We start from the raw sequence: 25882 nt of genomic DNA on the forward strand, positions 1-25882 counted from the left end.
TCCTCTCCCCGTGAGAACCTGTCCGGAAGACGGTCTGAGTGAGCGGGAGGGCGCAGCGAATGTCGTCACAGGACTTCCCCACCTACGGCCGGGGTGACAACCCCGACGAGTCCCCCGAGGACGACCACTACGCCAAGCCGGCCCCCTACGGCGGCAACACCTATGCCCAAGGCACCAGCACCACCCAGCCCGGCCCGTACGCCCCACAGCCCGGCCCGTATCAAGGTCAGCCCGGCGCCTATCAGCCGCAACCCGGCCAGCCGCCGCAGTACGGCGTACCGCCCCAGTACGGCGAGCAGCCACCACCCCCGGCCTATAACCAGCCGCCGGCCTACCGCCCCGGTGCTCCCTACGGCCCGCCCGCCAACCCCCAGCCCCACGAGCTGCCGACGTACGGTCGCCCACCGGCCCGCGACCCCCGCGCAGCCCGGGTAGTCCTCCTAGCCGCCGTCATCGCCGGCATCTACGGACTACTGGTCATCTCAGTCCAGCGCATCTCGCTCCGGGAGATCTCCCAGCTCCCCGGCTCCCCGCTGAACCACCCGCTCCGCACGGACGCGATCGACACCATCGGCCAGCTCCTGACCCTCATAGTCGGCCTGGCCGCCCTAGGCATGTGGCTGCGCGACGTGCTCAACCGCCGCAAGGCCGACCGCCAGCCAGACCCGATAGAGCTGACCGGCCTAGGCCTGGTCGCCCTGTCCCTCATCCCGATCCTGGTCTGGTTCGTGATGGTCCTGACCACCGGCATGGGCGCCATCGACGACTCCCTCCACCGCCTCCCCACCGCATACGCCTGGGGCGGCACCGGCCTCCTCATCCTCACCGTCGGCCTAGCCCTCGGCTACCGCGAGCTCAAGCCGGAAGTACGCAACCCCGTAGTCCAGCAAGCCCCGGACCGCCCGCCTTGGGAGTGACCCAGGTCGTCCTGGTTCCCGGGCTGGGCCTCGGGCCGGAGTCCTATGCCCCGACCGTCCAGCACCTCACCACGCCGTACGAGATCGTCACCCTCCCCGGGTACGGCGATCCGGCTGGCCCCGACGACGACCTCCACACCGAAGCCCTGGCCACCCGCCTGCTCGAGCACGTCAACGGCCCAGCAGTCCTGGTCGGCCACTCGGCCAGCTGCCAGATAGTGGTCGCAGCCGCCCTCGCCCAGCCCGGCCTGGTGAAGGCCCTTGTACTGATCGGCCCCACCGGAGACGTCACCGCCTCAGACTGGCCGACTCTCGCCGCCAGATGGCTCCGCTCGGCAGTGTGGGAGTCGCCGAGCGTGGTGCCCATCCTGGCTCCCCAGTACGCCCGCACCGGACTGGTGTCGATGGCCCGCGCGATGGAGGTCGCCAGGCACTACGACCTCGCAGCAGCGATCCGCGGGGTCACCTGCCCGACAGCGGTCGTCCGCAGCGAGCACGACAGCCTGTCACCGGCCGACTGGGCCCAGCGAATCGCCGACCTGGCAGGAGCGCAGGCCTGGACGCTGCCGACCGGTGCTCACATGCCGGTGCTGACGAACGGCGAAGAGGTTGTGACGTTCATCAAGCGGGCGGTCGGTGTATACAACGGTCAATGACGCGTTATCGTTGACGAAGTAACAAACCTCCGCGGGAGCTCGCGCCGATTGGCGGGCTGAGAGGGCGACGAGCTGGAAGCAGCCGGGTCGCCGACCGCCTGAACCTGACCGGGTAATGCCGGCGTAGGGAGCAGGTCAGCCATGACCACTACCGCTGCACGCACGTCCACCGCCACCGAGGCGCCGCTCGTCCTGACCACGGACGCGCCCCGCACCTTGGGGTTCCTCGACCAGTTCACGCTCTGGGGCAACTTCGGCATCTCGCTGTTCGGCCCGGTGACCGGCGCGCTCGTCGCGGCGTACACGGGCTCCCTGGTGAAGGGCCTGATCGCCGTCGTGGTCGGCTGCGGGATCGGCGCCCTGGTGCTCGGCGGCGCCGCCGTCTTCGGCTCGCACACCGGCGCGCCCGCGATGGCCAGCCTGCGCGGGCTGTTCGGCCGCCGCGGCTCGATGGCGCCGACCGTGCTCAACATCGCGCAGAACATCGGCTGGGCCACGATGGAGATCATCGTGATCTCCCAGGCGGCCGTCGCCGTGACGAGTGAGCGCTGGCGCTGGCTGTTCGTCCTGATCGCCGGCTTCATCGCCACCGCGATGGCCGTCCGGCCGCTCGGCAGTGTGAAGCTGCTGCGCAAGTTCATGGTCTGGCTCGTCCTGCTCGCCTCGGTCTACCTGTTCATCCAGGTGCTCAGCAAGCCGGTCCACGACCTCCCGCAGGACGGCGTCTTCGGCTTCTGGCCCGGCGTCGACCTCGCTGCGGCCGGCGTCGTATCCTTCGCGCCCCTCGCCGCCGACTACACCCGGCACTCACGTACGAACAAGGCGGCCTTCGCCGGTTCAGCCTTCGGCTACGGCCTCGCCGCGATCCTGTACTACGCACTCGGTGTGATCGCCGTCGCCACCCTGCAGACCAACAGCACCGACGTCATCACCGCGCTGGTCACCCTGCCGGCCGGCGCGATCGCGTTGTTCGTCCTGCTGGTGGACGAGGTCGACGAGGCCTACGCGAACGTCTACTCGACCACGATGGCCGCGCACAACCTGATCGGGCACATCGACCGGCGCTGGATCTCGATCGCCATCGGCATCCTCGCCACCGTGCTCGCGCTGTTCGTTGACCTGGGCAACTACACCCAGTTCCTCTACCTGATCGGCTCCGTCTTCATCCCGTTGTTCGCGGTCGCGATCGCCGACTTCTTCGTGGTGAGCAAGATGAACTGGGACGTCTCCGAGACCGCCAGGTTCCGTTGGCAGCCCACGCTGGCCTGGGTGTTCGGCTTCGTCGCCTACCAGCTCGTCAACCCCGGCACGGTCGAGGGCTGGTCGCCGTTCTGGCTCGACCTCCAGCAGTCCCTCTTCGACAACCACGCCGTACCAGGCTGGCTCGGCGCGACCTACACCTCCATCATCATCTCGATGCTGGCCGCGATCCTGTTCGGCCGGCTCGGTCGCCGTCCAGCAACGTCAACGCGATAACGGGAAAGAGCAGCACCGACAGCAATCCCGCGCAGACCAGAGCGGCGGCGGTGACCGGGGACATCAGCCCGGTCGCCGTCCCGATCTGGCTCGCGGTCACGATGAACGGCAACGAGGTTGCCTGCAGCAACGCCACCGCCCCCGTCGGCCGGGGACCGAGTGCCCGCAGCGACAGCAGCGCCGGTACTCCGCGAGCCAGCAGCAACGCCAGCAGGAACAACGGCACCCGGAGCATCGCCGCCGGGTCGTCGACCAGCCCGCTGAGATCCAGTCGCAGTCCACTGGTCACGAAGAACACCGGAATCAGGAAGCCGTAGCCCAGCGCCTCCAGCTTGACCCGGAACTGCGGATGCGACCGGGAGTCGCGATCGACCAGACCGACCACCGCACCGGCCAGGAACGCACCGAGAATCGTCTCCAGCCCGAACCGGCCGGCGAGCACCACGAAGGCGACGAGCAGCACCACGGCGGCCCGCACCCGGATCTCGGCTGTCGTGTCCTGCAGCCGGAACAGCGCCATCTCGATCTGCCGCGACCGCCCGGCCGTCGCTACCACCAGTCCCGCGATAGCGACCAGCGCTGCGAACAGTACGAGCATCACCACCCGCTCGCCGGGGCTGCCGCCCTCGGTCGAGAACACCAGCGAGAGCACGAGTACCGCGGCGAAGTCAGCCACCGAGGCCGAAGCGACCGCCAGTCGCCCGACCTCGCCATCGGCTTGCCGGGCGTCCTTCAAGACCGGTACGACGAGGCCGAGCGAGGTGGCGGACAGCGTGACCGCCAGCAGGAACGGGCTCTTCACCCAGCCCGCCGCCGAGAAGCCGAACCCGGCCGCGACACCGACGGCGAGCGTCACGAGATAGCCGAGTATCGCGAGCCGCAGTACCCGGCCGCGGAGCTGGTGCAGGTCGATCTCGAGCCCGGCGAGGAACAACAGGAAGGCCAGCCCGAGCAGCGAGACGATCTGTACCGGCAGGTCGATGTCGATCACCCCGAGAGCGTGCGGGCCGAGCGCGATGCCGGCGACGATCTCCAGCACGACGGCGGGGATCCGCAGCGCCGGCCGAAGTCCGAGCAGGAGCGGCGCCAGCAGCGCGATCAGGGTGACGGCGAAGAGATTGCCGAACTCCACGGCGGGCATCGCAGGCTCAGCGGTACTCGGGGTTCTCGAAGTCGAAGCGTGAGCCCGCGTCCCACTCGGACCGCTGGTTGCCGTAGGCGGGAATGCCGCCGGCGTCCTTCAGCATCCTTGCCAGGTGCAACAGGTTCCAGGTCATGAAGGTCGTGTTCCGGTTGGTGAAGTCGTTCTGCGGGCCACCGGATCCTTCATCCAGGTACGACGGACCCGGGCCGGCTTCGCCGATCCAGCCGGCGTCGGCCTGCGGCGGGATCGTGTAGCCGAGGTGCTGCAGGCTGTAGAGCACGTTCATCGCGCAGTGCTTGACGCCGTCCTCGTTGCCGGTGATGACACAGCCGCCGACCCTGCCGTAGTACGCGTACTGCCCGGCGGCGTTGAGGATCGAGGAGTTCGCGTAGAGCCGCTCGATCACCTTCTTGGTCACCGAGCTGTTGTCGCCCAGCCAGATCGGTCCGGCGATCACCAGGATGTCGGCCGCCATCACCTTCTCCTGCAGGGCGGGCCACTCGTCGCTCGCCCAGCCGTGCTCGGTCATGTCCGGCCAGACGCCGGTGGCGATGTCGTGGTCGATCGCCCGGATCACCTCGACCGCTACGCCCTGCTTCTCCAGGATGTGCCTGCTCACGTCGATCAGACCCTCGGTGTTGCTGCGCTCGGGCGACCGCTTCAGCGTGCAGTTGATGAACAGCGCGCGCAGATCGTCGTAGCTGGTGGTGGACATGGCTCTCCTTCGGGTGAAGTCGTTGCTGTGGCTCAGTGTCATCGCCCAGCCTGGTCCCGCACGAGAGCCGCACGATTACCGTTCGCCGACTTCGGAAGGTCTCGATCCGGTTCCCGATACTGACAGTGACCCAGCGTGGCCGGGATACTGGCGCAATGCTGAACTCTGCACTGCGCAGCCGGGCCGAGTACGAAGAACTCGGGGTCGAGGGGCTGGCCAGTCGCACCACGCCGGAAAGTGACGCCGCCATCGTCCAGGCCGTCGAAGAGCTCCTGGAGGGCCGGGAGTCCGTACTGGACCTGTGCTGCGGCTACGGCCGGATCAGCCTGCCGTTGCGGCGGGCGGGCAAGACCGTGCGAGCTCTGGACATCTCCCCGAACCTGGTCGAGGCCGGTCAGGCCAAGGCGCGAGAAGAAGAGCTGTCGATCGACTGGGCGATCGGATCGATGACGGACCTGCCGTACAAGTCGGACTCCTTCGACGCGGTGCTCTGCCTGTGGACGGCGTTCCACGAGCTGTTCGCCGAGGACGAGCAGATGTCGACGATCTGGGAGATCTCCCGGGTACTACGCCCTGGCGGGCTCGCCGTGATCGAGGGGCCGGTCTGGGGCCCGGCGACCGCCTCGGAGATCGCCAACGGGCTGCGGCAGGGCCCCGAGCACCGGATCGTCACCACCGAGCACTTCGGCACCAGCAGCGTCCACTACATCCACGACGAGGCCAGCTACGGCCGGCTCTGCGCCGCGGCGGGCATCAAGGACTACAAGGTCTACAAGCGCGAGTGGGGCGGCCGTCGCCGGCTCATCCTGGAAATCCACCAACCCGGCAACGAATAAAAGAACAGCAGGTCCCCACTCCACATTGGGGACCTGCTGCTTTCACCCGAGTATAAAGAAAACGATCGACCGCCGGAAAAGTTAACTTTTCGATTCAAGATTCAGCAGGAACCGCTTCGCCTCCAGGCCGCCGGCGTACCCGGTGAGTGCCCCGCTCGCGCCGATCACCCGGTGGCAGGGAATCACGACGCACAAGGGGTTCGCGCCGAGCGCGGTACCGACTGCCCGGGCAGCCTTCGGCCGGTCGATCTCACCTGCGACCTGCCCGTACGTCGTCGTCTTGCCGTAGCTGGTGTGATCGGGGAGATCGGTCAGTACGAGCCGCTGGAATGGTGTCGCCAGGGTCAGGTCAACATTTAATTCAAACGCCTTTCGTTGACCTGTCAGGTATTCGTCCAATTGCCGCCGGACGTCGTCGAGTGGCCCGGGCTGGCGTAGTACCCGCGGGGAGATCGCGCGGGCCAGCCTGCCGGTCAGCGTCTCCTCGTCGCCGAAGGAGCTGGCCACCACCCGGTCGCCCGCGACCGCGAGCAGCAGCGTGCCGATGGGGGTGTCGTGCAGGGTGTAGGAGACGTCTGCGGTCGGCAGGACCGGCGGGCGGGCGCCTCCATGGGTGAGCCGGCTCAGCCGGCCTTCGAGGTCAGTCATGATCCACTCCGAGTTTGGTACGCAAGGTCGCGAGCGCATCGCTGACGAGTCGGCGGGATGCGGCGGGCGTGGTGTCCAGAGCGGCGGCCACGCCATGGTGGTCCAGGTCGCCGACGTACTTGAGCGTGACGGCGACGCGTTGCCGCTCGGGCAGGTCCTTCACGGCCTGCCAGAGCTCCGGATCGGGGAAGTCGACGGCCTCCGGGCCGTCGACGGCGATCGGGGGCGCGTCGTCGAGGGGTGTCTGTGGTTTGCGGGCTCGGTGCACGTCGGTCGCGCAGCGGGCGGTGATGGTGAGCAGCCAGCTGCGCAGGTTCCGTGCCGAGGTGAGGTTCGGATAGGCGGCGAAGGCCTTCTCCCAGGCGCGCTGGGCCACGTCGTCGCCGTCGACCGGTCCGGCCAGCGCCCGGGCGAGCCTGGCGACGTCGCGCCAGTGATCGTCGATGAGCGCCTGGAACGGCGGTAAGGAAAGCATCACGTCAGTAGAACGCATGCACGTCGCGAGATGTGAGGGTGCTCCCTGGACTGTCGTATCGAATACCGAGATTGTCTAGTTTTCCAGTGGACTTTGATGAGAGAGTCGTTGACATGACGACGAACTTGCCGGTGCTGATCAGCAGTCTGCTGACGCGCCGTCGCGTCATCGACCAGATGCGCACCTCCAGCGCGACCTGTCGCTAGTACGTCGCACCACCGCCTGTCCACGTGACGGCGACGACGCCTCCTGGCCACTGAGCCAGCTGCTACCCCACCCGTCCGGTTGCGGTTGATCCTGCCTGTCCGCTGCCGGTCGTCCCTGCCCCGTCCCGAGGGAGAGACATGTCCGTCCATGCGATCAACCCTGCCCTGCCCAGCCGCCCCGGCCTCACCGTCGTACCGGATCCAGACGATGTGGAGCGCACCGTCGACGCCGACATCTTCCGCTCGGTGTTCCGCCGGCACGCGGCCGGCGTGGTGGTGATCACCGCGGACGCGGGCAACGGCCCGGTCGGCTTCACCGCGACCTCGCTCGTCTCGGTCAGCCTGCTGCCGCCGCTGGTGTCGTTCTCGATCGCCACCACCGCGTCCAGCTGGCCGACCGTGCACCGGGCCGACAGCCTGGTGATCAACTTCCTCGACGCCGGCCAGCACGAGATCGCCGGCCGGTTCGCCACCAGTGGTGTCGACCGGTTCGCCGAACCGACCCGCTGGTCCCGGCTGCGCACCGGGGAACCCGTACTGGACGAGGCCCCGAGCTACCTGCGGGCTCTCGTCGAACACCGCTTCGCAGTGGCCGATCACCACATCGTCGTGGCCCGGCTCGCCACCCACGCCGAACGCCGCGAACACGAGCCGTTGCTGTACCACGACGGTCGCTACGCAACCACCGACCGGCCCTCCTGAACCCCTGTCTGGATGAAGCTCATGCCCAAGAAATCCCTTGCTGCACTTGCCGCCGCGGCCCTCGCCGCCGTCACCCTGCTGTCCGGCTGCGGCGGCGACGCCCAAGCCGGCGGTACCGGCGCGAAGCTCGCGCTCGACGCCCCGCTGCCCACCGAGGTGCCGGACGGCGTCAAGATCGTCGTCGGCGATCCGGCCACCCAGGTCGCCTTCAAGCTGTCGGGCCAGCTCGACAAGGTCTCGAAGTACACCACCTTCGCCAACCTCAGCGGTGGTCCACAGACCACCGAGGCGTTCCGCGCGCATGCGCTGGACCTCGGCTCGGTCGCGGAGATCCCGTCGATCCATGCCACCTGGACCGGGCTGCACGTCAAGATCGTCGCCTCCAAGTTCCGGCTGGACCCGATCAATCACCCGATCTACGAGCTCGGTATCGCTCCCGGCGTACAGGTGAAGACGCTGGCCGAGCTGCGCGGCAAGAAGATCGCGTACAGCCCGGGCCAGGCGCAGGGCGCGCTCGTGCTCAAGGTGCTGAAGAAGGCCGGGCTGACCAAGGAGGACGTCAAGCTCGTCGAGCTGCCGAGCACGGGCGACGTCTACCCGAACGCGCTCGCGGCCAAGCAGATCGATGTCGCGCCGATCGGCGGCGTCCAGATCAAGCGGTACCTGACGAAGTACGGCAAGGACGGCGGGACCACGATCCAGCACGGACTCCGCGATGATGCCGGTCACCTCTACGGGCCGACCGAGTCGCTCGAGGACGCGGGCAAGGCGGCCGCGATCCGGGCCTATGTCGCCGCGTGGGGAGTCGCTCAGGACTGGATCGACAAGCACCCCAAGGAATGGATCGAGGGGTACTACGTGAAGGACCAGGGACTCACCGAGGCCGATGGCCAGTGGCTGGTCGACAACGCCGGGCACCCGGACATCAGCGGTGACTGGACCGACGCGATCAAGCGCCACCAGGAGACCATCGAGCTGCTCGCCAAGGAGACCGGCAAGCCGGTGATCCAGGCCAAGGATCTGTACGACCTGCGCTTCCAGACCGTCGCCTCCGACGCGATCAAGGCGGCGGCCAGATGACGCAGCTGGCGATCCCCGGCCTCCGGACGGGGGAGCGGGAGCAACGCGCGATCGCTCAACCGCTCCGTCGGCGCCGCCGGCTCGGGCCGGGTAGGCAGATCAAGTTCGGCGCCGCGCTCGGCCCGATCCTCTTGCTGGTGGTGTGGTCGATCGGATCCGCGACCGGCCTGCTCGATCCGCGCGTCCTGTCGGCGCCGTGGACCGTCGTCACCACGACCGGCGACCTGATCGCGGACGGCCGGCTCCAGTCGAACCTGCTGACGTCCTCCCAGCGAGCCTTCGCCGGCCTCGGCATCGGCGTGCTGCTCGGCACCGTCCTGGCGTTGCTCTCGGGCCTGAGCCGTCTCGGTGAGGCGATCCTCGACGGGCCGATCCAGATCAAGCGCGCGATCCCGTCGCTCGCCTTGCTGCCGCTGCTGATCCTCTGGCTCGGCATCGGCGAGTCGATGAAGATCACCACCATCACGCTCGGCGTCTTCGTGCCGATCTACATCCACACCCACAACGGCCTGCGCACGATCGACAGCCGGTACGTCGAACTCGCCGAGACCGTCGGGCTGTCCCGCTGGGAGTTCATCCGCCGGGTCGTACTGCCCGGCGCGTTGCCCGGATTCCTGCTCGGCCTGCGCTTCGCCGTGACGGCCGCCTGGCTGTCGCTGGTGGTCGTCGAGCAGATCAACTCGACCAGCGGCATCGGCTACATGATGGAGCTGGCCCGCACCTACGGACAGACCGACATCATCATCGTCGGCCTGGTCCTGTACGGCGCGCTCGGCCTGCTCTCCGATGGCGCGGTCCGACTGGTCCAGAGGAGGACGCTGTCATGGCGACGCACACTGGCGGACTGACGCTTGAAAAGAACAAGGGAAGGAAGGAAAGCGAGGGAGGGGGGAAGGCTGTCGAGGTTCGTGGACTGACTCGACGCTATGACGACCGCGCCGTTCTCTGCGACCTCGATCTGAGCATCGAACCGGGCGAGTTCGTTGCCCTGTTGGGAAAGAGTGGTTCCGGCAAGAGCACCTTGCTGCGGGCGCTGGCCGGGCTGGACTACGACGTCGCGGGTTCTGGCGAACTCGTCGTACCGGCGAACGTCTCCGTTGTCTTCCAGGATTCACGATTGTTGCCTTGGGCCCGGGTTCTCGACAACGTCGTGCTGGGCTTGCGCGGCGCCGAGGAGCGGGGACGGGAAAGCCTTGCCGAGGTGGGGTTGGCGGGGCGCGAGAAGGCCTGGCCGAACGAACTGTCGGGTGGCGAGCAGCAGCGGGTCGCGTTGGCGCGGTCGCTGGTGCGCGAGCCTGCGTTGCTGCTCGCCGACGAGCCGTTCGGAGCGCTCGACGCGCTGACCCGGCTGAAGATGCATGTCCTGTTGAGGAAACTCTGCGCCGCGCATCAGCCGGCCGTCCTGCTTGTCACCCATGACGTGGACGAGTCGATCGTGCTCGCCGACCGGGTGATCGTGCTCGACGAGGGCCGGATCGTCGCGGAGGAGCCGATCGAGCTCGCCGAGCCGCGCAGTCCGGCGGATCCCGGGTTCGCTGCCGTTCGTACCAGACTTCTCGATGCGTTGGGAGTTTCGCTGTGACCCGTCATCTGCACCTGAACGCGTTCTTGATGAGCACCGGGCATCACGAGGCCTCGTGGCGGTTGCCCGAGAGCAACCCGGTCGCCAACACGGACGTGGCGCACTACCAGAACCTCGCCCGGATCGCGGAGCGCGGCAAGTTCGACTCGGTCTTCTTCGCCGATTCGCCGCAGCTGATCGGCGACATCGGGCGTCGGCCGGCCGGTGCATTGGAGCCGACCGTGCTGTTGACCGCTATCGCGGCGGCCACTTCACGGATCGGGCTGATCGCTACGGCCAGTACGACGTACAACGATCCGTACAACCTGGCGCGGCGGTTCGCGAGCGTCGATCACGTGAGTGGCGGGCGCGCGGGCTGGAACGTGGTCACCACGGCCGGGCCGGAGGCGGCGAAGAACTTCAACCTGGCCGACCAACCAGCGCACGCGGAGCGGTACGACCGGGCGGCTGAGTTCCTGGAGGTCGCGTACAAGCTGTGGGACTCGTGGGAGGACGACGCGACGCTGGCGGACAAGGAGTCCGGTATCTGGGGCGACGACGCCAAGGTCCAGCCGATCGAACACGTCGGCCGCCACTTCCAGGTCCACGGCGCCCTCAACCTGCCGCGCTCACCGCAAGGCCATCCGCTGATCGTCCAGGCCGGATCGTCCGAGGACGGCAAGGGATTGGCAGCCCGGTACGCCGAGGCCGTCTTCACCGCGCAGCAGACGCTCGAAGACGCGCAGGCCTTCTACAGCGACCTGAAGGCCCGTACTGCGGCGCTCGGCCGTGACCCGTCGACGCTGAAGATCCTCCCCGGCATCGTCCCGGTAATCGCCGACACCGAGGCCGAGGCGCTGCGTCTGGAACGCGAACTCGACGACCTGATCAAGCCCGAGTACGCCCGCCGGCAACTGGCCAAGACGTTGCGGGTCAAGCCGGAGGATCTCCCGCTCGACCAGCAGCTGCCCTCCGACCTCCCCGACGAGGACGAGATCGAAGGTGCCAAGAGCCGCTACACGCTGATCGTCACGCTGGCTCGTCGCGAGAAACTCACCGTCCGCCAGCTGATCGGCCGCCTGGGCGGAGGCCGAGGCCACCGGACCTTCAGCGGCACCCCCGAGCAGGTCGCCGACGCCATCCAGGAATGGTTCGATGCCGGCGCCGCGGACGGCTTCAACATCATGCCCGCCGTCCTACCGTCCGGCCTGGAGGTCTTCACCGACCACGTGGTCCCGATCCTGCAAGCCCGCGACCTGTTCCGCGCGGACTACACAGGCACAACCCTCCGAGACCACTACGGCCTCGCCCGCCCAGCCGGCCGCACGAAATCCCTACAAGAAGCGGTCAGCTAAGAACTTGCCCACCGCGTCTCCTCCAGGACGCGGTGGGCAACTACCTCAGGAAGTCACTCGCCGAGCAGCTGCGGTCCGTCGCTCCCTGTGCGGAGGAGACGGACACTGCTGGCCTTCGAGTGAAGTTCGATAGTGCCGAGAGGGTTGATCACGGTCTTGGTGCCGTTGGCGTGGCTGACGGCGTAGGCGGTCGCCACCTGGCTGGTCTTGCTGAGCCCGGCGAGCATGGTGCTGCTCGAGCCACACCGCTGGGCGACCAGATAGTCGTACGCCTTGAAACCGGTCGAGCGGACCAGCTTGAGGGTCGCCTTGAACGGCGCGGTGACCGGGATGTGAATGGTCCACAGCGCACCGGCCTTGGTGCTGGCCAGCAGGGTGTCGTACCCAGCCGTCTCGGAGATCACCGTGATCGCCTTGAATCCCGCGTAGCCAGGGGCCGACCCGTACGACTTCACCGCGCCGGTGGTGACGTTGTACCGGTACAGCGAACCGTTGGCGTGCAGGCCGTAGAGGAACTTGTGTCCCTTGGAGCCCAGCACATTGGAGGTCGCGATGGTGCTGAACCCGGCCCAACCGGTGCCGACCCGCTTGGCTGTCGGTGCAGTGGCATCGCCGAACTCGTAGTTCGCCCTGGCGAGGTAGAGGTTCGAGCCCTGCAGGACGTACGCGCTGTAGTACGACTTGGGCGTGTTGACACCCGTGTAGTACCAAGTGGCGCTGGCGCGGATCGGGAAGAACTTGAAGTCCATCGGCCCGCCTGCGCTGAGCGGTTTGGTCGCATAGATCTTGTTTGCGCTGGCCTGTCCGGTGCTGTCCACGGCGCCGACCTGTACGTCGCACGGCCCCGCCGCCTGCGCCTTACCGGCTGCCGCAAAATTCGGCCCGGGCTTGCCCTGTACTCCGGCAGTGGCCTGGCCGGCCCCCACAGCGCCCGCGGCCAGGCTCAGCCCGGCTACTGCGAGAGCGAATCGACGAATCCTCATCAGCAGAGTTCTCCCTTGGTCGCGATGCCGCAGAGCCCCCGCGCATCGCCGAATGTCAGGCACACCGTACCGGCGAGCGCCACCCCCATCGCCCGAATTGCATCAACCTGCAACGGCCGGGGCCTTGGATAATGGGTCGCATGCCTCAGATCAGAGTTGAGTACTCGGAGTCGTTGACGGACGCGTTCGACCGGCAGGGGTTTGCGCTGGCGCTGCATCCCGCGGCGGCCGAGGTGATCGGCAGCACCGTACCCGCCTTCAAGACCCGCTTCCGGCCGACCGGCGAGACCGTCATCGCCGACGGCAACCCCGGCGAGGCGATGATCCACCTCGAGATCGCGCTCCTGCCGGGCCGCGACACGGAAACCAAGGACCGCCTGGCCGAACTCGTCCTCGCGCTACTGACCGACCACCTCAAGCCCACCCCGGACCTGAACATCCAGCTCACCGTAGAGATCCGCGACCTCGCCAACTACCACAAACAAGTCCGCTGACGGGCGAAGTCAGCTGACCCGGACCACCAGTTTGCCGACTGCTTCGCCGGCTTCCATGATGCGGTGGGCCTCGGCGATCTCGTCGAGGGCGAAGACGCGGTCGATCCGGATCGGGAGTTTGCCTGCGGCAACTAAGTCGACATAGCGCTGCAGGGCGGTGGCGGGGAGGTCGCTGGATTCGCCGCTGTAGGCAGTGAGCCGGACGCCGTTCGGGAGGTAGCCGATCGGGTAGAAGTCGGGGATCGTCCAGGCGTCGCTCAGCATGCCGGTGAAGCAGACGGTGCCGTGGACCGCGGTGGCCTTGAGGGTGTCGGGGAGGACGTTGGTACCGACCAGTTCGAGGGCCGCGTTGACGCCGTCGGGGAGGATCTCGCGGACCTGTGCCGCGACGTTGCCGTCGTCGAGCAGTGGGTGATCGACGCCGAGCTCGCGCAGCATCTCCAGCCGCTGCGGGTTCCGGGTCGTCGAGAAGACCGTCAGACCCTGCTCCTTGGCCAGTACGGCGGCGGCGACGCCGACTGACGACGTACCGCCCCGCACCAGGATCGACTGGCCCGCCTGGATCCCGAGCCCGGTGTGCAGCGAGCCGTGGGCCGTCTGGAGCATCTCCGGCAAGGCGCCGAGCGTCGCCCAGTCGAGGTCGGTGGTCACAGGTACGACCGAGCCGGCCGGTACGACGGTGTACTCCGCGTACCCGCCGTCGAACTCGCGCCCCATCCCACCCATCATCGCGACCACCTGCTGCCCGACCGCGAACTCGCCACCGGGCGCCAGGTCCACCGTGCCGGTCGCCTCGATCCCCGGGATGACCGGGAACTTCGCGTTCGTCGCCATCCCCGCCCGGAGGTGGTACTCGGACCGATTCAGCCCGAACGCCTCGACCTTGATCCGCACCCACCCGGCCCGCGGCTCCGGCCGCTCCACACTGCTGACCTTCAACGACTCCGGCGGCCCAGGCTCGGTCAACACAACTGCTCGCATGGTGGTCACCCATCCAGTGTCCCCGACGCCCGCCCGCCCCTCCCGTACCCAAGGACAGGATGTCCGCGATGGCGTCTAGTGCACTTGAGCGGGGCCGGAGCCGATGTGTACGGCGTACGGGGTGCACTACCTGTCGTTCGGTACATCGGGGACGGCCGAGCGGGGGTTGTGGCCAGCGGCCACCACCCGCATCACGAACCCAGCCGCCTCCTCCAACTGCCGGGCACTACCCAGGTCACCGACGACCGCCACCTCGCCTCCGAGGTCCCGCACAAGGCCCCCGACAACCTCGAGAGCACCTCCGTCGTCGCCGCAGACAGCCACAACCGCCCGCCCACCCGAGGCGTCCGCCGCCCCGGCCCCGCCGACCGCCCCGGCCTCGCCCACAGGCCCGGCCTCGCCCACCGCCCCGGCGCCTCGCGCGGCGTTGGGTCGGCCTGGCCAGGACGTTCCGGCGAACAGGTGCAGTGCCTTCACCACGTGTGCGCCTGGTGCGAGCGAGGCGACCAGTTCAGCAGCCGAGCCGGTCCCGGGCTTCAGCCGGCCGGTGGTGTAGTCGACGGCGTTGGTGCAGTCGATCACCGTCTTTCCGGCGAAAACCCCGTCCGGAGCACCAGCCATCGACAGCATCGGCGCCAGCCCCTCCCACGCCACCGCGACCACGATCACATCGGCGACCGCGGCCAGCCCGGCCGGCGCGATCGGCGTACCGGAGAACGCCGCGGCGGCCTTTGCCGAATTGTCCGACGATCGTCCCGCGACAAAGATCTCGTGCCCGGCCGCCGCCCACACCTTGCCGAGTGCAACGGCCAGGTTCCCGGTCCCCAGAAAGGCAATCTTCATTTGATCAAATCCTCCACTTGTCCAGTTTTCTGCAATTCACGCTAGGGACCGTTCTCCGACCGATCGGTAGGGAACTTCCTGCGACAATCGAGAGGTGGACAACGGCGGCTGTGAGACCTTCGTGGCGGACTGCAGACTCCGGCAGGCGACCGAGCTGATCGCCCACACCTGGGACCCGCTCGTCCTGATGGCGCTCAGGCGCGGTACTACGCGCCGCCGCGACCTCCTGGCAGGTATCGGCGGGGTCAGCGACAAGGTCCTCAGCCAGGCCCTCGCACGACTCACCAAGCACGGCCTGATCACCCGCACGGCGGTGCCCGCCGATCACCGGGGCGTCGCCTACGAGCTGACCCCCACAGGCTCCTCACTAGCCGCTGGCCCCCTCGCAGCCCTCGCACAATGGGCCGCCGACAACGGCGAAGCGATCCTCCCGGCCGCCCCGGCGACCCACGCGGCTCCGGCCGCCCGGGCCTAGCCGCCGGGGCGAGCGCGTTGGGCGCGCCTGCCGGAGTTGTTGACGAGTGAGCGTGTCAGAGTTGGCTCATGGCGAAACGCCCCAGCGTGGTGGCCCATCGTGGCTCCAGCGAAGTCAGTCCCGAGCACACGCTGGCGGCGTACCGCCGGGCCGTCGAGGCCGGAGCGGACGGGCTGGAGTGTGACATCCGGCTGACCGCTGACGGGCACCTGGTCTGCGTCCACGACCGGCGGATCGACCGGACCTCCAACGGGCGTGGGGTGCTGTCCACGATGAGCCTGGAGGAGCTGGACGGCTTCGACTGGGGCTCGTGGAAGAACCCCTGGGCCGAGCTCGACGACGAGGCCGAGCTGCCCGACCCCGACCTCACCAAGGTGCTCACCCTCGAGCGGCTGCTGGAGACCGTACGCGACGCCGGCCGACCGCTGGAGCTGGCGATCGAGACCAAGCACCCCACCCGGTACGCCGGGCTCGTGGAGCGCCGCCTGATCGAGATGCTCGACCGCTTCGGCTGGGCCCACCCCAAGATCGGCACGGAGTCGCCCATCCGGGTGATGAGCTTCTCCTGGCTCTCACTGCGCCGGATGCGCGTCCTGGCGCCCGGCCTCCGCACGGTCCTGCTGATGGACCGCGTCCCGCTCCGCTTCCGCGACGGCTCCCTGCCCACGGGGGTCTCGTATGCCGGTCCGAGCCTGGAGATCGTCACCGCCCACCCGGAGTACGTCGATCGCGCCCACAAACACGGCCACCAGGTGCACGTCTGGACCGTGAACACCGAGCAGGACGTCCGGCACTGCCAGGACATCGGCGTCGACGCCCTGATCAGCGACCGCCCGGAGCTGGCCATCCAGACGCTGGCGACCCCTCCGCAGACCTCGCCGGCCCTCCCGGCCCAGCCCTCCCGCCGCAAGCTCCACCTGCCGCTGCGGCGCTCCCACCGACCCGATTGACCACTCCGGTTCGCGCTCATTCGAGCGAAGCCGGTTGCGGAGCGTTTGTGCAGTGCGTCTCACTTTGTCCTTCTGCGTGACGGGCCGAATGCGAGCTGTTATTTGGACGTTCAATTCCGTCCGAATTGTCTCGGTTTCTCTGCTAAACGCGTGAACTTCGGCGCCGCTATGTAACGGAATACGCAAGGGTGTTTTCGGACGCCCGATCGGGGGCAGAAGTGGGAGTGTTGTTCCGACTTGAGGAGACCCTGCTTGTCCTCTGCGACCTTGCCCGCCGACGTGAGTGTTGTGGACGTCGTACTGCCGCATGAAGTGTCCGCGGTAGCGGACGCCCGCCGCCGTCTGGCCGGCTATCTGAAGCGGCACCGGGTGACAGAGCACGCTTGCGACGACGCGCAGCTGGTCCTCTCGGAGTTGCTCTCCAACGCGATCCGGTACGCGCCGCCGCTGCCGGGTGGTGAGGTGCGTGCCGCCTGGTGGATCGACAAGGCCGGAATCCACCTCGAGGTGGTCGACGGCTGTGGTGAGACCGAGCCGCGCCGGATCGCCGACGCGCACCCCGACGCGGTCGGTGGCCGGGGCCTGGCGATCGTGGACGTGCTGACGTCCGAATGGGGCGTCCGGACCGCTCAGCACCGGCGTACCGTGTACGCCCTCGTTCCGCGCTGACCGCGAGTTGGTGACCGGTAGCCCGGTACTGCAAGACTGCGGGGTATGGGAAAGAAGTCGCGCAACCGCGCCAACAACACCACGACCGTCACGCTGGACCCGGCCGACCTGGTCGACGTCGGCCCGCGCGAACCCTGCCCGTGTGGCTCCGGCAAGCGGTTCAAGCAGTGCCACGGCCGTGAGAAGGCGCAGGCGGCCGACAGCTTCGTGGTCCGCCCGTTCGAGGGCCTGCCGTCCGAGTGCGACCTGATCGCCTTCCGCGAGATCGTCCCGGCCGGTACGGCGGAGGTCACGCTGGCCGGCGAGCACAAGGGCAAGACCGTCAACCTGGTCACCCTGCTGCCGATGGCGATGCCCGGGCTGGTCCGCGACGACGAGACGATCTGGATCGGCCTGCAGACGCACGCCTCGTCCGGTGACCCGAGCCGCGACGTCGCGCACGCGATCACCGCCGCGCTGGCGACCGAGCCGGGCAACCCGATCCAGCTGGGCGACCTGCTCAAGGACGGTCCGCGGCTGCAGGACCTGATCGACACCTCCAAGCCGATCACCGTCAAGGTGCACGAGGGCTTCGACTACTGGGTCGGCGAGAACGTCGACGACCCGACCGGTGAGGTGGCGGCGGGGCTCGAGCGCGCCAACGCGGCGGCTGCTCCGACCGTACGGCTGGAGTCGGTCGAAGCGGCGTACTGGACCCAGATCGGCGACCGCCGGTACCTGCGCTGGGTGCTGCCGCATGCGGAGGACACCCTGCTCGACGCGCTCGCCCGGCTGCACGCGGCCGGCTCGTCCGCGCTGACCGAGGGCAGCCGTCTGATCGGTTCCTTCCGCGCCCTCGGCGTACTGGCGCCGGTGTGGGAGCTGCCCGCCGACGCGGAGGCCGCTGACCTGGAGAAGCCGGCCGGTGAGTTCGCCGTCGCGCTCGACAAGGCGCTCGCCACCGAGGCTCCGCTGACGACCGAAGAGCGGGCGGCCCGGGCCGGTCTGGCCAGCCGTCAGTTGACGATCCGTTAGGACAGAACAAAGGGCCCCGCACTCGATGAGTGCGGGGCCCTTTCACGTGGACGGCCCAAGTCCTGCTGACGGGGGAGCAACAGGGCCTGGGCCTAGGCATGAAGAGTACTCATAACCGGCCCTGTCGACAACCCCCGATTTCACTCCGCGTGTCGTCCCTCGTACTTGCGTTGTCAGGTACCTCTCCGGATGCGGCATCGCTGCCACATCCGGAGCCTGATTGCATGCGTCAGGCGACGGTGACCGGGTCCCGTAGTACCGGGCAGGACATGCATCGCGGGCCGCCTCGACCGGACCCGAGCTCGGAACCGGCGATGCGGATGACCTCGACGCCGGACTCTTCCAGCCGCTGGTTCGTCTCGACGGTCCGTTCGTACGCGATGCAGACGCGCGGGGCGAGCGCGAGGGTGTTGTTGCCGTCGTCCCACTGTTCGCGCTCGGCGGTGACCGGGTCCAGACCGGTATCGATCCGGCGCAGGGTGTCGATGCCGAGCGCCTTGGCCGCGGCGACCAGGAACGGCTCGGACTCCGCGACGTGCAGCTCGTCGCCCTCGGCGGTGACGGCGAGCGCGCGCATCTCCTCGGCCATGTTCGGGTACATCAGCACGGCGTCGACGTCGACCATCGTGCAGATGGTGTCCAGGTGCATCGTCGCCCGCTGCTGTGCGATCGGCACGGCGAGGACGGTGTGCGCCAGGCCCTTCGCGAACACCCGCCGCGCGAGTCGCTCGACCCCGGCCGGCGTGGTCCGCTCGCCGACGCCCACGGCCAGCACTCCGGGCCCGAGGGCGAGGATGTCGCCGCCCTCGACGTGCTCCAGGCTGTGGTCGTACACCTTCTCGGCCCCGGCGAAGCGTGGGTGGTACGTGTAGATCAGCTCGGTCAGCTGCGACTCGCGAACGCGGGCCGGCATCGCCAGTGAGGTGACGGCGACGTTGTCATGGATCCAGACGCTCGAGTCGCGGGTGAACAGCAGGTTCGGCAGCGGGTCGATCAGGAAATCCTCGTGGGCGAGCAGTGACGTGACGAGCCCACCTCCGGCCCGTACTTCGTCGTTGCGTACGCCGGCCATCAGCGCCTCGGCCAGCTGCTCCGGGTCGAGCGCGGTCAGACTCGCCTGCAGGTAGCTGCGCAGCGTGTCGCCGAGTCGCAGATCCTCGGTCGCGCCACTGACCGCCACTGCACGGGCGGCCGGGTCGCTCAGTGACTCGGCGAGCAGCTTGTGCAGGTAGAGCACCTCGACGCCGCGGTCGCGGAGCACCTGCGCGAACGCGTCGTGCTCGTCCTGCGCGCGGCCCACCCAGGGGAGGCCGTCGAAGAGCAGCTTGTCGTTGTTGCGTGGTGTCAGCCGGCGGAGCTCGTTGCCCGGCCGGTGCAGCATCACGGTTCGCAGCGGCCCGACCTCGCTGTCGACGCCATACGCCTCGGTCATCTGCCTGCCCTCTCGTCCGGATCCCGTCCCACCAAGCTACGGCAGCCTGGCCGTGAGCGGCAGGCTGCCGTGATTCTGTCTGATTGTCCGACAATTTTGCAGGATTTCCAACTTGGCGAGGAGGGTGCCGGGGATCGGTCGAAAGGACGAGATATCCACAGGGTGCGGGTACGAAGGCGGGGATCGGCTGCGGAACAACTAGGCTGCGGTGCTGTGTCCGGTACTGATCTGCCTCCCGTCGAGCCCCCGCTGGGATCCGTCGCGTGCGTGATCCCGGCCAAGGACGAGGTCGAGCGGATCGTCGCGACCGTCGACGCGGTGCGCAAGATCGCCGGCGTCGACCTGGTCGTGGTCGTCGACGACGGCTCCACCGACGGGACGGCCGAGGCCGCCGAGCGGGCCGGCGCGACCGTCGTACGGCACCCGAAGAATCGCGGAAAAGCCGCGGCCATGGAGACCGGCGCCGCCGCCGTGGCGGAGCAAGATGGTGCGCAACCACGACACCTTCTCTTCCTCGACGCAGATCTCTCCGACTCCGCGGCCGGCGCCGAGCCGCTGATCGAGCCCGTACTGGCCGGCCGTGCCGACATGACGATCGGCACCCTCCCCGCCCAGATCCGCGCCGACGGCAGCAAGGCGGGCGGCCACGGCTTCGTAGTACGCCTGGCCCGCTCCGGCATCGAGCAAGCCACCGGCTGGGCTCCCGAACAACCCCTCTCCGGCCAACGCTGCCTCACCCGAGTCGCCTTCGAAGCAGCCCGCCCCCTGGCCCAGGGCTTCGGCGTAGAAGCGGCCCTCAGCATCGACCTGGGCCGCAAAGGCTTCCGCATCCTGGAAGTCCCCATCGACGTCCGGCACCGAGCCACCGGCACAGACCTCCGAGGCCAACTCCACCGAGCCCGCCAGTACCTCCACGTCCGCCGAGCCTTGTCGGCTCGCAACGCCGTCCCCACCCGCGGGCCCAGCAAATGAGTACTGAAGACGCTGAAGAGGTGGTTGCCGCCTCGCCGACCGCCGACCGTGACGGCAAGCGAGCAGTCGGTTTGTATCTGGCGTCGACGGCTCTGATCGTTGCTGCCGGGTTGCTGGGGCCTTCGGTTGTGGTGTTGACGTTGACCAATCGGCACGCCTGGCTGCCGTCGTACTGGTTCAACACGAAGCCGAACGACTGGCTCGTGACGTTGATGATCTACGTCGCGATCCTGCTCGGCGGCTACGGTGTTTTCCTTGCAGCACGGGCGATCAAGAACGGCTGGGCCCCCCGCGTCAACCGATTGGTTGCCCTAGGCATCGGTACTACGGCCGCCGTCACCCTGGTACCTCCGATGGCCTCCGGCGACGTCCTGATCTACGCCGCGTACGGCCGGATCATGTCGCTCGGCGGCAATCCGTACACGACAGCCCCCGCCGACACCATCCGCCTCGGCTACGACCCGGTGATCGCCGCGACCGAGCGCCCGTGGCAGGGCGCGAAGAGCGTCTACGGCCCGATCGCGACCTGGGTCCAGTGGTTCTCGTCCTGGGTCGGCGGCGACTCGATGCAGCTCACCGTCTGGATGCTGCAGCTGTCCGTCGCGGTCAGCCTGATCGTCTCCGGCCTGCTGCTGATGAAGCTCGTCGGCCCCAGCCTCCCTGCCAAGCGCCGCGTCGCCATGCTCGCCCTCGGCAACCCACTGCTGCTCTGGACCGTTCTGGCCGGCGCCCACAACGACGCGATCGCAGTGATGTTCGCGGTGATCGCGCTGGTGCTCTTCCGCCGACACATCCTCCTGGCCGGCATCATGCTCGGCATCGCAGGCTGTACGAAGCTCTCGATCGGCCTGGTCGGCGTAGCCATGCTCTGGTCACTGCGCGCCGACCGCCGCAAGGCGATCATGTTCTGCATCGGCGGCGCGATCTCGATGGCCGGCCTGTACGCCGTAGTCGGCCTCGAAGCACTCCAGCAGGCCCGCTCGAACAGCTCCTTCATCTCCACCGGCACCCCGCACAAGGTGCTGCTCAGCTTCTTCACCCTGTTCCTGCCGAACGGCCTGGTCCGCACGGTGCTCGCGATCGCCGCCTGGGTCGGCCTGATCGTGCTGGCGATCCTGCTCTCCCAGGTCTTCCCGAAGTCGCTCGTCCCGCGCACCCACCCGGACGACCACACCCCCGAGGCGATCCGCTACACCGCCATCTACGGGATCGCGTGGATCGTCACGGCGATGTACTCCCTGCCCTGGTACGACGTGATCGCGTGGGTCGCGCTGGCCGCGGTGGCCGCGTCGAAGGTGGACAAGTGGATGGTCATCCGGACCACCATGATCGCGATCGCCTACGTCCCCGGCCGCGACCCGAACGCACGCCAGGTGGCGCCGTTCCTGTCCGACTCGCTCGAGTGGTTCAGCACCCGCCTCCGCGACACCGTCTGCCCAGCGATCGAGCTCGCTGTCCTGATCGGCCTGATCGTCTGGGCCCGCCGCGGCGGCGCCCAGTGGTGGCCGTACGACTGGCCGAAACGCAAAGCCAAGCCAGAAGCCCAGAAGGTCTCCACGCCCTAGGGCTATCCGGCTGGGTGCCCTAGTCTCAGCCGGTGCACAAGATTTCAGGGGCGGGCGAGTTCAAGCACGAGCTGCCGAGCCATTACGTGGATCAGCTGACGACCAAGTCGTTGTCGGTGGGGACGTACTCGATCCCGGTCGGCGAAACCGATGACCAGCAGCCGCACCGCGAGGACGAGATCTACGTCGTCACCACCGGCCGCGCCACCCTGGTCACCCCGTCCCGGACCGAGCTGATCGGCCCGGGCGACGTCCTCTTCGTCCCCGCCGAAGAACCCCACCGCTTCGTCGACGTCACCGAAGACCTAGCCCTCCTCGTCTTCTTCGCCCCGCCCTACACCGGCCGTCACCCCGACCTGCCCCACCCGGCCGACGCTTCCTAGTCGCGCAGCCCTGGCAGCGTCAGGGTGCCGGGCGCCAGCAGGCTTCCGGCGCTGCCCACTCCGGCACCGCAGCACCTGGTGCTAGCTCCAGAGTTCGTGGCCCGCGGCGATGGCTTTGGCCAGGACGGACTTGATCGGCTTCTTCAGGACCGAGGCGGCCGCGGCGACGTCGTCGTACTCGGGCTGCACGTTGACCACCTGGCCGCCGTACCGGGCGATCTTGACGTGGATGCGCTGGCCGTCGACCTCGACGCTGGCGAACTCGCGGTCGGCCGCGTGCTTGCGGACCGACGACTCGCGCAGGCCGATCGCGGACGTCTCGGACAGGATCACCGAGCGGACCTCCTCGGCGTTCGCGCCGCCGACCAGCACCGACAGGGTGTGCGCCGGGCGACCCTTCTTCATCAGGATCGGGGTCAGCCAGGCGTCCGCCGCGCCGGCCTCCATCAGCCGGGCGAGCACCTGCGGCCAGATCCGCGGGTCGAGGTCGTCGACGTTGGTCTCGTAGACGAGTTCGCTGGCCGGCCGATCGAGCGCGTCACCGACGATCACCCGGACGATGTTCGGCACCTCGACCGGGTCGCGCCCGCCGGCGCCGATGCCGGTCTGCTGGATCCGCATCGGCGGCAGCAGCCCGAAATCATCCGCCAGCGAGGCGAGCAGCGCCGCCCCAGTCGGCGTGGTCATCTCGTACGGCGCCGTACCACCGACCACAGGCGCATCCGCCTCACTCAACAACGCCAGCACCGCGGGCCCCGGCACCGGAATCCCCCCATGCTGCCCGCGAACCTGCCGCCCGCCCCCCAACGCGATCGTCGAAACAACTATCCGATCCAGCTCCAACGCAACCGACGCCGCCGCAACCCCCACGATGTCCGCGATCGCATCCAACGCCCCGACCTCATGAAAGTGCACCTCATCAGGCTCAACCCCATGAGCAGCCCCCTCAGCCCGAGCCAACCGAGCGAACACATCCAACGCCCGCTCCCGCACGGCGTCAGAAAGCCCAGCCCCCTCAATCAGCCTCCGCACCTCACCCCAGGTCCGCGTATGCCCACCGCCCCCGGCATGCCCATGCCCAGCCCCGGCCCCGCCATCGGGCCCGTCACCAGCGTGCCCATGCCCGACGTCGCCCTCCGACGCGTCACCGGGGTGCCCATGCCCATGCCCGTGCCCTTGCCCGACGTCGCCCTCCGACGCATCACCAGCGTGCCCGTGCCCGTGCCCATGCCCGACGTCGCCCTCCGACGCATCACCAGCGTGCCCGTGCCCATGCCCATGCCCGACGTCGCCCTCCGACGCGTCACCGGGGTGCCCATGCCCATGCCCGTGCCCGGCTCCGTGCTCGCCGTGCTCCTGCCCGGGCACGTCACCAGCGTGCCTATGCCCGTGCCCGTGACCAGCGGCGTGCGTGCCATCGGCCTCACCGTGTTCGTGCCCCACCTCCCCGGCCGAGGCCGAGCGGAGCGATGGCACATCACCAGCGGGCTCGGCGGCATCGGCCTCGTGGCCGGTCGCCTCACCGGCGCGGTCGCTGCCGTGCTCAGCCTCGCCCGCCACCCGTTCGGGCGTGCTCAGGGCCTCAACGTGACCCGAAGCGCCGGCGTTAGCCGGCGCCAGGTCCGGGAAGTTCTCAGGGTGGAGTTCTCCGCTTACTCGGACCGATGCTTTAGTAGCGGCGATCTGGTGGCGGGTGGTTCGTTCGACTGTGATCGAGAGCGAGGCGTCGACGGCGGCTACTGCTGCGTTGACTAGCTCGAGGTCGGCTCCGGCGGAGAGGAAGGCGCCGAGGAGCATGTCGCCGGAGGCGCCGGCCGCGCAGTCGATCCAGGCGATTCTCACTGGGACTTCACCTCAGCCGGGGCAGCACGACGCGCGACCCGGGCGGCGAAGACCCCGGCCCCGAAGCCGTTGTCGATGTTCACCACGGTCACGCCAGGCGCACACGAGTTGAGCATCCCCAGCAACGCGGCGACCCCACCGAACGACGCCCCGTACCCAACAGATGTCGGTACTGCGACCAGCGGCACCCCCACGAGCCCACCGACGACACTCGGCAGCGCCCCTTCCATCCCGGCGACCACGATGAGGCAGTCGGCCGCATCCAGCCGCTCACGCGCGCTCATGATCCGGTGCAGCCCGGCCACCCCGACGTCCGTGATCAGGTCAACGTTGGCCCCGAACACCCCGACAGTCGTCGCAGCCTCGGCCGCCACCGGTGCATCCGAAGTACCGGCTGCTACGACCGCCACCGTCCCTCGCAGCACAGGTGCAGAGCCCAGCACCGCAGTACGGCCAACCGGGTCGACTACTGCCTCCGGCAGAGCGGCGGTGACCGCCTCCTGCGCCTCGACGGTCAGGCGGGTCGCCAGTACGGCGTGGCCCGGGTGTGTCTCGTGCAGGGTGCGCAGGAGCTCTACAACCTGCTCAGGCGTCTTCCCGGCGCCGTAGACCACCTCGGCGTCCCCTGTGCGTTCCAGGCGGTCGGTGTCGAGGCGTGCGTAACCGAGGTCGTGCACTCCAGGCAGAGGGCCGGGGCTGTTGCTGTGGCTGCTGGGGTCAGGCGAATGAGTCACCCCGCGAATCTACGTGCCCGACCACGAATAGCCCGATTCGGACCCTGCCGGGGCTCCGCGGGCCAGCCGCGGGGCAGCCGTGGGGCACCCGTCGGGCAACGCAGCGCAGCCGCTTGACCACGCAGCCATTAGGCTGCGGTGCGTGTCTTCGACGTTAGCCGGTGCTTTCGGGATCGCCGCTCTGTTCGTGGCGGTGCTCGCCCTCGTGTTCGCCATTCAGGCGCTGAGGGCGCAGTCCGGCACGCCCAAGGCCGCGGCGAAGCTGCCCGCCACCCCACAACCGCAGCCCCAGACGGTGTCCCAGACCGAGCCCCAGCCGGCTCAGCCCGAGGCCAAGCCGGGCACGGTCAAGTCCGAGCTGCGCAGGCTGAGCAAGGAGCTGGAGGACGCCCGCAGCGAACTCCGCGAGACGCTGCAGCACCTCGCGGTCGTCCGCTACGACGCGTACGGCGACATGGGCGGCCGCCTGTCCTGGTCGATGGCCCTGCTCGACGACAAGGGCGACGGCGTCGTCCTCACCTCGATCAACAGCCGCAACGACGCCCGCTCGTACGCCAAAGAGGTCAAGTCCTTCGAAAGCGACGCCAAACTCTCGCCCGAGGAAGAGGAAGCCCTCGAAACCCTCCGCAAAGAAGCCGCCCAACCCCGCGACACCCCCGACCCCCACTGACCCCGCCACATCTGAGGGGTTAACCCCTCAGATGGTGGGTTGCCCAGCGAGAATCTGAGGGGGCAACCCACCATCTCAGGGGTTAACCCCTGAGATGTCGCGAG

General features: G+C 68.6%; 28 protein-coding genes and 1 riboswitch. Of the genes, 18 read left to right on the top strand and 10 right to left on the bottom strand.

Annotated features, from left to right (window positions below):
- Positions 1 to 59 precede the first annotated feature (59 nt).
- From ABD116_RS08690 to ABD116_RS08700, 3 genes are all read left to right on the top strand, one after another.
- Positions 60 to 917 (top strand): hypothetical protein, encoded by an 858-nt coding sequence (locus ABD116_RS08690; RefSeq protein WP_343966791.1) that lies wholly within the window; start codon positions 60 to 62, stop codon positions 915 to 917.
- Positions 914 to 1573: an alpha/beta fold hydrolase gene (locus ABD116_RS08695; RefSeq protein WP_343967679.1), complete on the top strand. Its 660-nt coding sequence runs from the start codon at positions 914 to 916 to the stop codon at positions 1571 to 1573. The genes ABD116_RS08690 and ABD116_RS08695 overlap by 4 nt, the downstream gene beginning before the upstream one ends.
- Positions 1574 to 1594: 21 nt before the next feature.
- A riboswitch (TPP riboswitch) is annotated at positions 1595 to 1720 on the top strand.
- Positions 1715 to 3049, top strand: coding sequence for a purine-cytosine permease family protein (locus ABD116_RS08700; protein ID WP_343966793.1), 1335 nt, complete (start codon positions 1715 to 1717; stop codon positions 3047 to 3049). (Overlaps the previous riboswitch by 6 nt.)
- On the opposite strand, the gene ABD116_RS08705 is transcribed toward ABD116_RS08700, so the two are convergent.
- Together ABD116_RS08705 and ABD116_RS08710 are read right to left on the bottom strand one after the other, a co-directional pair.
- Positions 2982 to 4190: a cation:proton antiporter gene (locus ABD116_RS08705; protein WP_343966795.1), complete on the bottom strand. Its 1209-nt coding sequence runs from the start codon at positions 4188 to 4190 to the stop codon at positions 2982 to 2984. The genes ABD116_RS08700 and ABD116_RS08705 overlap by 68 nt on opposite strands.
- A gap of 7 nt (positions 4191 to 4197) precedes the next feature.
- Positions 4198 to 4908, bottom strand: a complete 711-nt coding sequence (locus ABD116_RS08710; protein WP_343966797.1) for a flavodoxin family protein — start codon at positions 4906 to 4908, stop codon at positions 4198 to 4200.
- A gap of 155 nt (positions 4909 to 5063) precedes the next feature.
- Between ABD116_RS08710 and ABD116_RS08715 the strand changes: the two genes are divergently transcribed.
- Positions 5064 to 5744 (top strand): class I SAM-dependent methyltransferase, encoded by a 681-nt coding sequence (locus tag ABD116_RS08715; RefSeq protein ID WP_343966799.1) that lies wholly within the window; start codon positions 5064 to 5066, stop codon positions 5742 to 5744.
- A gap of 81 nt (positions 5745 to 5825) precedes the next feature.
- Here ABD116_RS08715 and ABD116_RS08720 read toward each other — a convergent pair whose 3' ends face one another.
- Both ABD116_RS08720 and ABD116_RS08725 read right to left on the bottom strand, forming a co-directional pair.
- On the bottom strand, positions 5826 to 6392 hold the full coding sequence (locus tag ABD116_RS08720; protein WP_343966801.1) for a methylated-DNA--[protein]-cysteine S-methyltransferase: 567 nt from the start codon (positions 6390 to 6392) through the stop codon (positions 5826 to 5828).
- Complete coding sequence (locus ABD116_RS08725; RefSeq protein WP_343966803.1) at positions 6385 to 6867, bottom strand: RNA polymerase sigma factor; 483 nt, start codon at positions 6865 to 6867, stop codon at positions 6385 to 6387. Before ABD116_RS08725 ends, ABD116_RS08720 begins: the two co-directional genes overlap by 8 nt.
- 344 nt (positions 6868 to 7211) lie before the next feature.
- Here ABD116_RS08725 and ABD116_RS08730 point away from each other — a divergent pair, with 344 nt between their 5' ends.
- The 5 genes from ABD116_RS08730 to ABD116_RS08750 all read left to right on the top strand — a co-directional run bounded on the left by ABD116_RS08730 (position 7212) and on the right by ABD116_RS08750 (position 11771).
- Positions 7212 to 7775 carry a flavin reductase family protein gene (locus tag ABD116_RS08730; RefSeq protein ID WP_343966805.1) on the top strand — a complete coding sequence of 188 codons (564 nt, stop codon included), beginning with the start codon at positions 7212 to 7214 and terminating at the stop codon, positions 7773 to 7775.
- A 21-nt stretch (positions 7776 to 7796) separates the two neighbouring features.
- A complete protein-coding gene (locus ABD116_RS08735; protein WP_343966807.1) occupies positions 7797 to 8855 on the top strand; it encodes an ABC transporter substrate-binding protein in 1059 nt (352 codons plus the stop codon).
- The gene (locus ABD116_RS08740) at positions 8852 to 9703 is read left to right on the top strand and encodes an ABC transporter permease (RefSeq protein WP_343966810.1); all 852 of its coding nucleotides are present in this window, start codon (positions 8852 to 8854) and stop codon (positions 9701 to 9703) included. The genes ABD116_RS08735 and ABD116_RS08740 overlap by 4 nt, the downstream gene beginning before the upstream one ends.
- Before the next feature lie 110 nt (positions 9704 to 9813).
- Positions 9814 to 10437: an ABC transporter ATP-binding protein gene (locus ABD116_RS08745; protein WP_425552073.1), complete on the top strand. Its 624-nt coding sequence runs from the start codon at positions 9814 to 9816 to the stop codon at positions 10435 to 10437.
- Positions 10434 to 11771, top strand: coding sequence for an LLM class flavin-dependent oxidoreductase (locus tag ABD116_RS08750; RefSeq protein WP_343966813.1), 1338 nt, complete (start codon positions 10434 to 10436; stop codon positions 11769 to 11771). The genes ABD116_RS08745 and ABD116_RS08750 overlap by 4 nt, the downstream gene beginning before the upstream one ends.
- A 53-nt stretch (positions 11772 to 11824) precedes the next feature.
- Here the strand turns inward: ABD116_RS08750 and ABD116_RS08755 are convergent, their stop codons facing one another.
- Entirely contained in the window at positions 11825 to 12754 is a 930-nt protein-coding gene (locus ABD116_RS08755) for a hypothetical protein (RefSeq protein ID WP_343966815.1), read from the bottom strand.
- Between the two features lie 140 nt (positions 12755 to 12894).
- Here ABD116_RS08755 and ABD116_RS08760 point away from each other — a divergent pair, with 140 nt between their 5' ends.
- Complete coding sequence (locus tag ABD116_RS08760) at positions 12895 to 13248, top strand: 5-carboxymethyl-2-hydroxymuconate Delta-isomerase (protein WP_343966817.1); 354 nt, start codon at positions 12895 to 12897, stop codon at positions 13246 to 13248.
- Between the two features lie 9 nt (positions 13249 to 13257).
- Here the strand turns inward: ABD116_RS08760 and ABD116_RS08765 are convergent, their stop codons facing one another.
- A complete protein-coding gene (locus tag ABD116_RS08765; RefSeq protein WP_343966819.1) occupies positions 13258 to 14229 on the bottom strand; it encodes a zinc-binding alcohol dehydrogenase family protein in 972 nt (323 codons plus the stop codon).
- Between the two features lie 126 nt (positions 14230 to 14355).
- Positions 14356 to 15072 carry an NADPH-dependent F420 reductase gene (locus tag ABD116_RS08770; RefSeq protein WP_343966821.1) on the bottom strand — a complete coding sequence of 239 codons (717 nt, stop codon included), beginning with the start codon at positions 15070 to 15072 and terminating at the stop codon, positions 14356 to 14358.
- Between the two features lie 94 nt (positions 15073 to 15166).
- Between ABD116_RS08770 and ABD116_RS08775 the strand changes: the two genes are divergently transcribed.
- The 4 genes from ABD116_RS08775 (at position 15167) to ABD116_RS08790 (ending at position 18180) form a co-directional block, all read left to right on the top strand.
- Positions 15167 to 15547, top strand: a complete 381-nt coding sequence (locus ABD116_RS08775) for a winged helix-turn-helix transcriptional regulator (RefSeq protein WP_343966823.1) — start codon at positions 15167 to 15169, stop codon at positions 15545 to 15547.
- Between the two features lie 68 nt (positions 15548 to 15615).
- A complete protein-coding gene (locus ABD116_RS08780) occupies positions 15616 to 16497 on the top strand; it encodes a glycerophosphodiester phosphodiesterase (protein ID WP_343966825.1) in 882 nt (293 codons plus the stop codon).
- Positions 16498 to 16749: 252 nt separating this feature from the next.
- Entirely contained in the window at positions 16750 to 17166 is a 417-nt protein-coding gene (locus ABD116_RS08785; RefSeq protein WP_343966827.1) for an ATP-binding protein, read from the top strand.
- Between the two features lie 45 nt (positions 17167 to 17211).
- Positions 17212 to 18180 carry a DUF5926 family protein gene (locus ABD116_RS08790; protein WP_343966829.1) on the top strand — a complete coding sequence of 323 codons (969 nt, stop codon included), beginning with the start codon at positions 17212 to 17214 and terminating at the stop codon, positions 18178 to 18180.
- Positions 18181 to 18409: 229 nt separating this feature from the next.
- Here the strand turns inward: ABD116_RS08790 and ABD116_RS08795 are convergent, their stop codons facing one another.
- On the bottom strand, positions 18410 to 19612 hold the full coding sequence (locus tag ABD116_RS08795) for an arginine deiminase (RefSeq protein ID WP_343966831.1): 1203 nt from the start codon (positions 19610 to 19612) through the stop codon (positions 18410 to 18412).
- Positions 19613 to 19825: 213 nt separating this feature from the next.
- On the opposite strand from ABD116_RS08795, the gene ABD116_RS08800 reads away from it, so the two are divergent.
- The 3 genes from ABD116_RS08800 to ABD116_RS08810 are packed head-to-tail and all read left to right on the top strand — an operon-like array spanning position 19826 to position 22532.
- Positions 19826 to 20584 (top strand): glycosyltransferase, encoded by a 759-nt coding sequence (locus ABD116_RS08800; protein ID WP_343966833.1) that lies wholly within the window; start codon positions 19826 to 19828, stop codon positions 20582 to 20584.
- Entirely contained in the window at positions 20581 to 22149 is a 1569-nt protein-coding gene (locus ABD116_RS08805; RefSeq protein WP_343966835.1) for an MptA/MptB family glycosyltransferase, read from the top strand. Before ABD116_RS08800 ends, ABD116_RS08805 begins: the two co-directional genes overlap by 4 nt.
- A 32-nt stretch (positions 22150 to 22181) precedes the next feature.
- Positions 22182 to 22532, top strand: a complete 351-nt coding sequence (locus ABD116_RS08810) for a cupin domain-containing protein (RefSeq protein ID WP_343966837.1) — start codon at positions 22182 to 22184, stop codon at positions 22530 to 22532.
- An 81-nt stretch (positions 22533 to 22613) separates the two neighbouring features.
- Here ABD116_RS08810 and larC read toward each other — a convergent pair whose 3' ends face one another.
- Both larC and larB read right to left on the bottom strand, forming a co-directional pair.
- A complete protein-coding gene (gene larC, locus ABD116_RS08815; protein WP_343966839.1) occupies positions 22614 to 24374 on the bottom strand; it encodes a nickel pincer cofactor biosynthesis protein LarC in 1761 nt (586 codons plus the stop codon).
- Complete coding sequence (larB, locus tag ABD116_RS08820) at positions 24371 to 25108, bottom strand: nickel pincer cofactor biosynthesis protein LarB (RefSeq protein WP_425552069.1); 738 nt, start codon at positions 25106 to 25108, stop codon at positions 24371 to 24373. Before larB ends, larC begins: the two co-directional genes overlap by 4 nt.
- 142 nt (positions 25109 to 25250) lie before the next feature.
- Here larB and ABD116_RS08825 point away from each other — a divergent pair, with 142 nt between their 5' ends.
- Positions 25251 to 25778 carry a DUF4446 family protein gene (locus ABD116_RS08825; RefSeq protein WP_343966841.1) on the top strand — a complete coding sequence of 176 codons (528 nt, stop codon included), beginning with the start codon at positions 25251 to 25253 and terminating at the stop codon, positions 25776 to 25778.
- The last annotated feature ends 104 nt before the right edge of the window (positions 25779 to 25882 follow it).

Origin of the sequence: Kribbella koreensis (genome assembly GCF_039525325.1) — a bacterium.
Lineage (GTDB): Bacteria > Actinomycetota > Actinomycetes > Propionibacteriales > Kribbellaceae > Kribbella > Kribbella koreensis.

Coding starts and splice junctions, on each gene's coding strand:
- ABD116_RS08725 (WP_343966803.1), bottom strand. CDS start 6,867: ATGCTTTCCTTACCGCCGTTCCAGGCGCTCATCGACGATCACTGGCGC.
- ABD116_RS08715 (WP_343966799.1), top strand. CDS start 5,064: ATGCTGAACTCTGCACTGCGCAGCCGGGCCGAGTACGAAGAACTCGGG.
- ABD116_RS08770 (WP_343966821.1), bottom strand. CDS start 15,072: ATGAAGATTGCCTTTCTGGGGACCGGGAACCTGGCCGTTGCACTCGGC.
- ABD116_RS08760 (WP_343966817.1), top strand. CDS start 12,895: ATGCCTCAGATCAGAGTTGAGTACTCGGAGTCGTTGACGGACGCGTTC.
- ABD116_RS08780 (WP_343966825.1), top strand. CDS start 15,616: ATGGCGAAACGCCCCAGCGTGGTGGCCCATCGTGGCTCCAGCGAAGTC.
- ABD116_RS08730 (WP_343966805.1), top strand. CDS start 7,212: ATGTCCGTCCATGCGATCAACCCTGCCCTGCCCAGCCGCCCCGGCCTC.
- ABD116_RS08765 (WP_343966819.1), bottom strand. CDS start 14,229: ATGCGAGCAGTTGTGTTGACCGAGCCTGGGCCGCCGGAGTCGTTGAAG.
- ABD116_RS08690 (WP_343966791.1), top strand. CDS start 60: ATGTCGTCACAGGACTTCCCCACCTACGGCCGGGGTGACAACCCCGAC.
- ABD116_RS08805 (WP_343966835.1), top strand. CDS start 20,581: ATGAGTACTGAAGACGCTGAAGAGGTGGTTGCCGCCTCGCCGACCGCC.
- ABD116_RS08705 (WP_343966795.1), bottom strand. CDS start 4,190: ATGCCCGCCGTGGAGTTCGGCAATCTCTTCGCCGTCACCCTGATCGCG.
- ABD116_RS08700 (WP_343966793.1), top strand. CDS start 1,715: ATGACCACTACCGCTGCACGCACGTCCACCGCCACCGAGGCGCCGCTC.
- ABD116_RS08795 (WP_343966831.1), bottom strand. CDS start 19,612: ATGACCGAGGCGTATGGCGTCGACAGCGAGGTCGGGCCGCTGCGAACC.
- ABD116_RS08720 (WP_343966801.1), bottom strand. CDS start 6,392: ATGACTGACCTCGAAGGCCGGCTGAGCCGGCTCACCCATGGAGGCGCC.
- ABD116_RS08790 (WP_343966829.1), top strand. CDS start 17,212: ATGGGAAAGAAGTCGCGCAACCGCGCCAACAACACCACGACCGTCACG.
- ABD116_RS08740 (WP_343966810.1), top strand. CDS start 8,852: ATGACGCAGCTGGCGATCCCCGGCCTCCGGACGGGGGAGCGGGAGCAA.
- ABD116_RS08755 (WP_343966815.1), bottom strand. CDS start 12,754: ATGAGGATTCGTCGATTCGCTCTCGCAGTAGCCGGGCTGAGCCTGGCC.
- ABD116_RS08735 (WP_343966807.1), top strand. CDS start 7,797: ATGCCCAAGAAATCCCTTGCTGCACTTGCCGCCGCGGCCCTCGCCGCC.
- ABD116_RS08710 (WP_343966797.1), bottom strand. CDS start 4,908: ATGTCCACCACCAGCTACGACGATCTGCGCGCGCTGTTCATCAACTGC.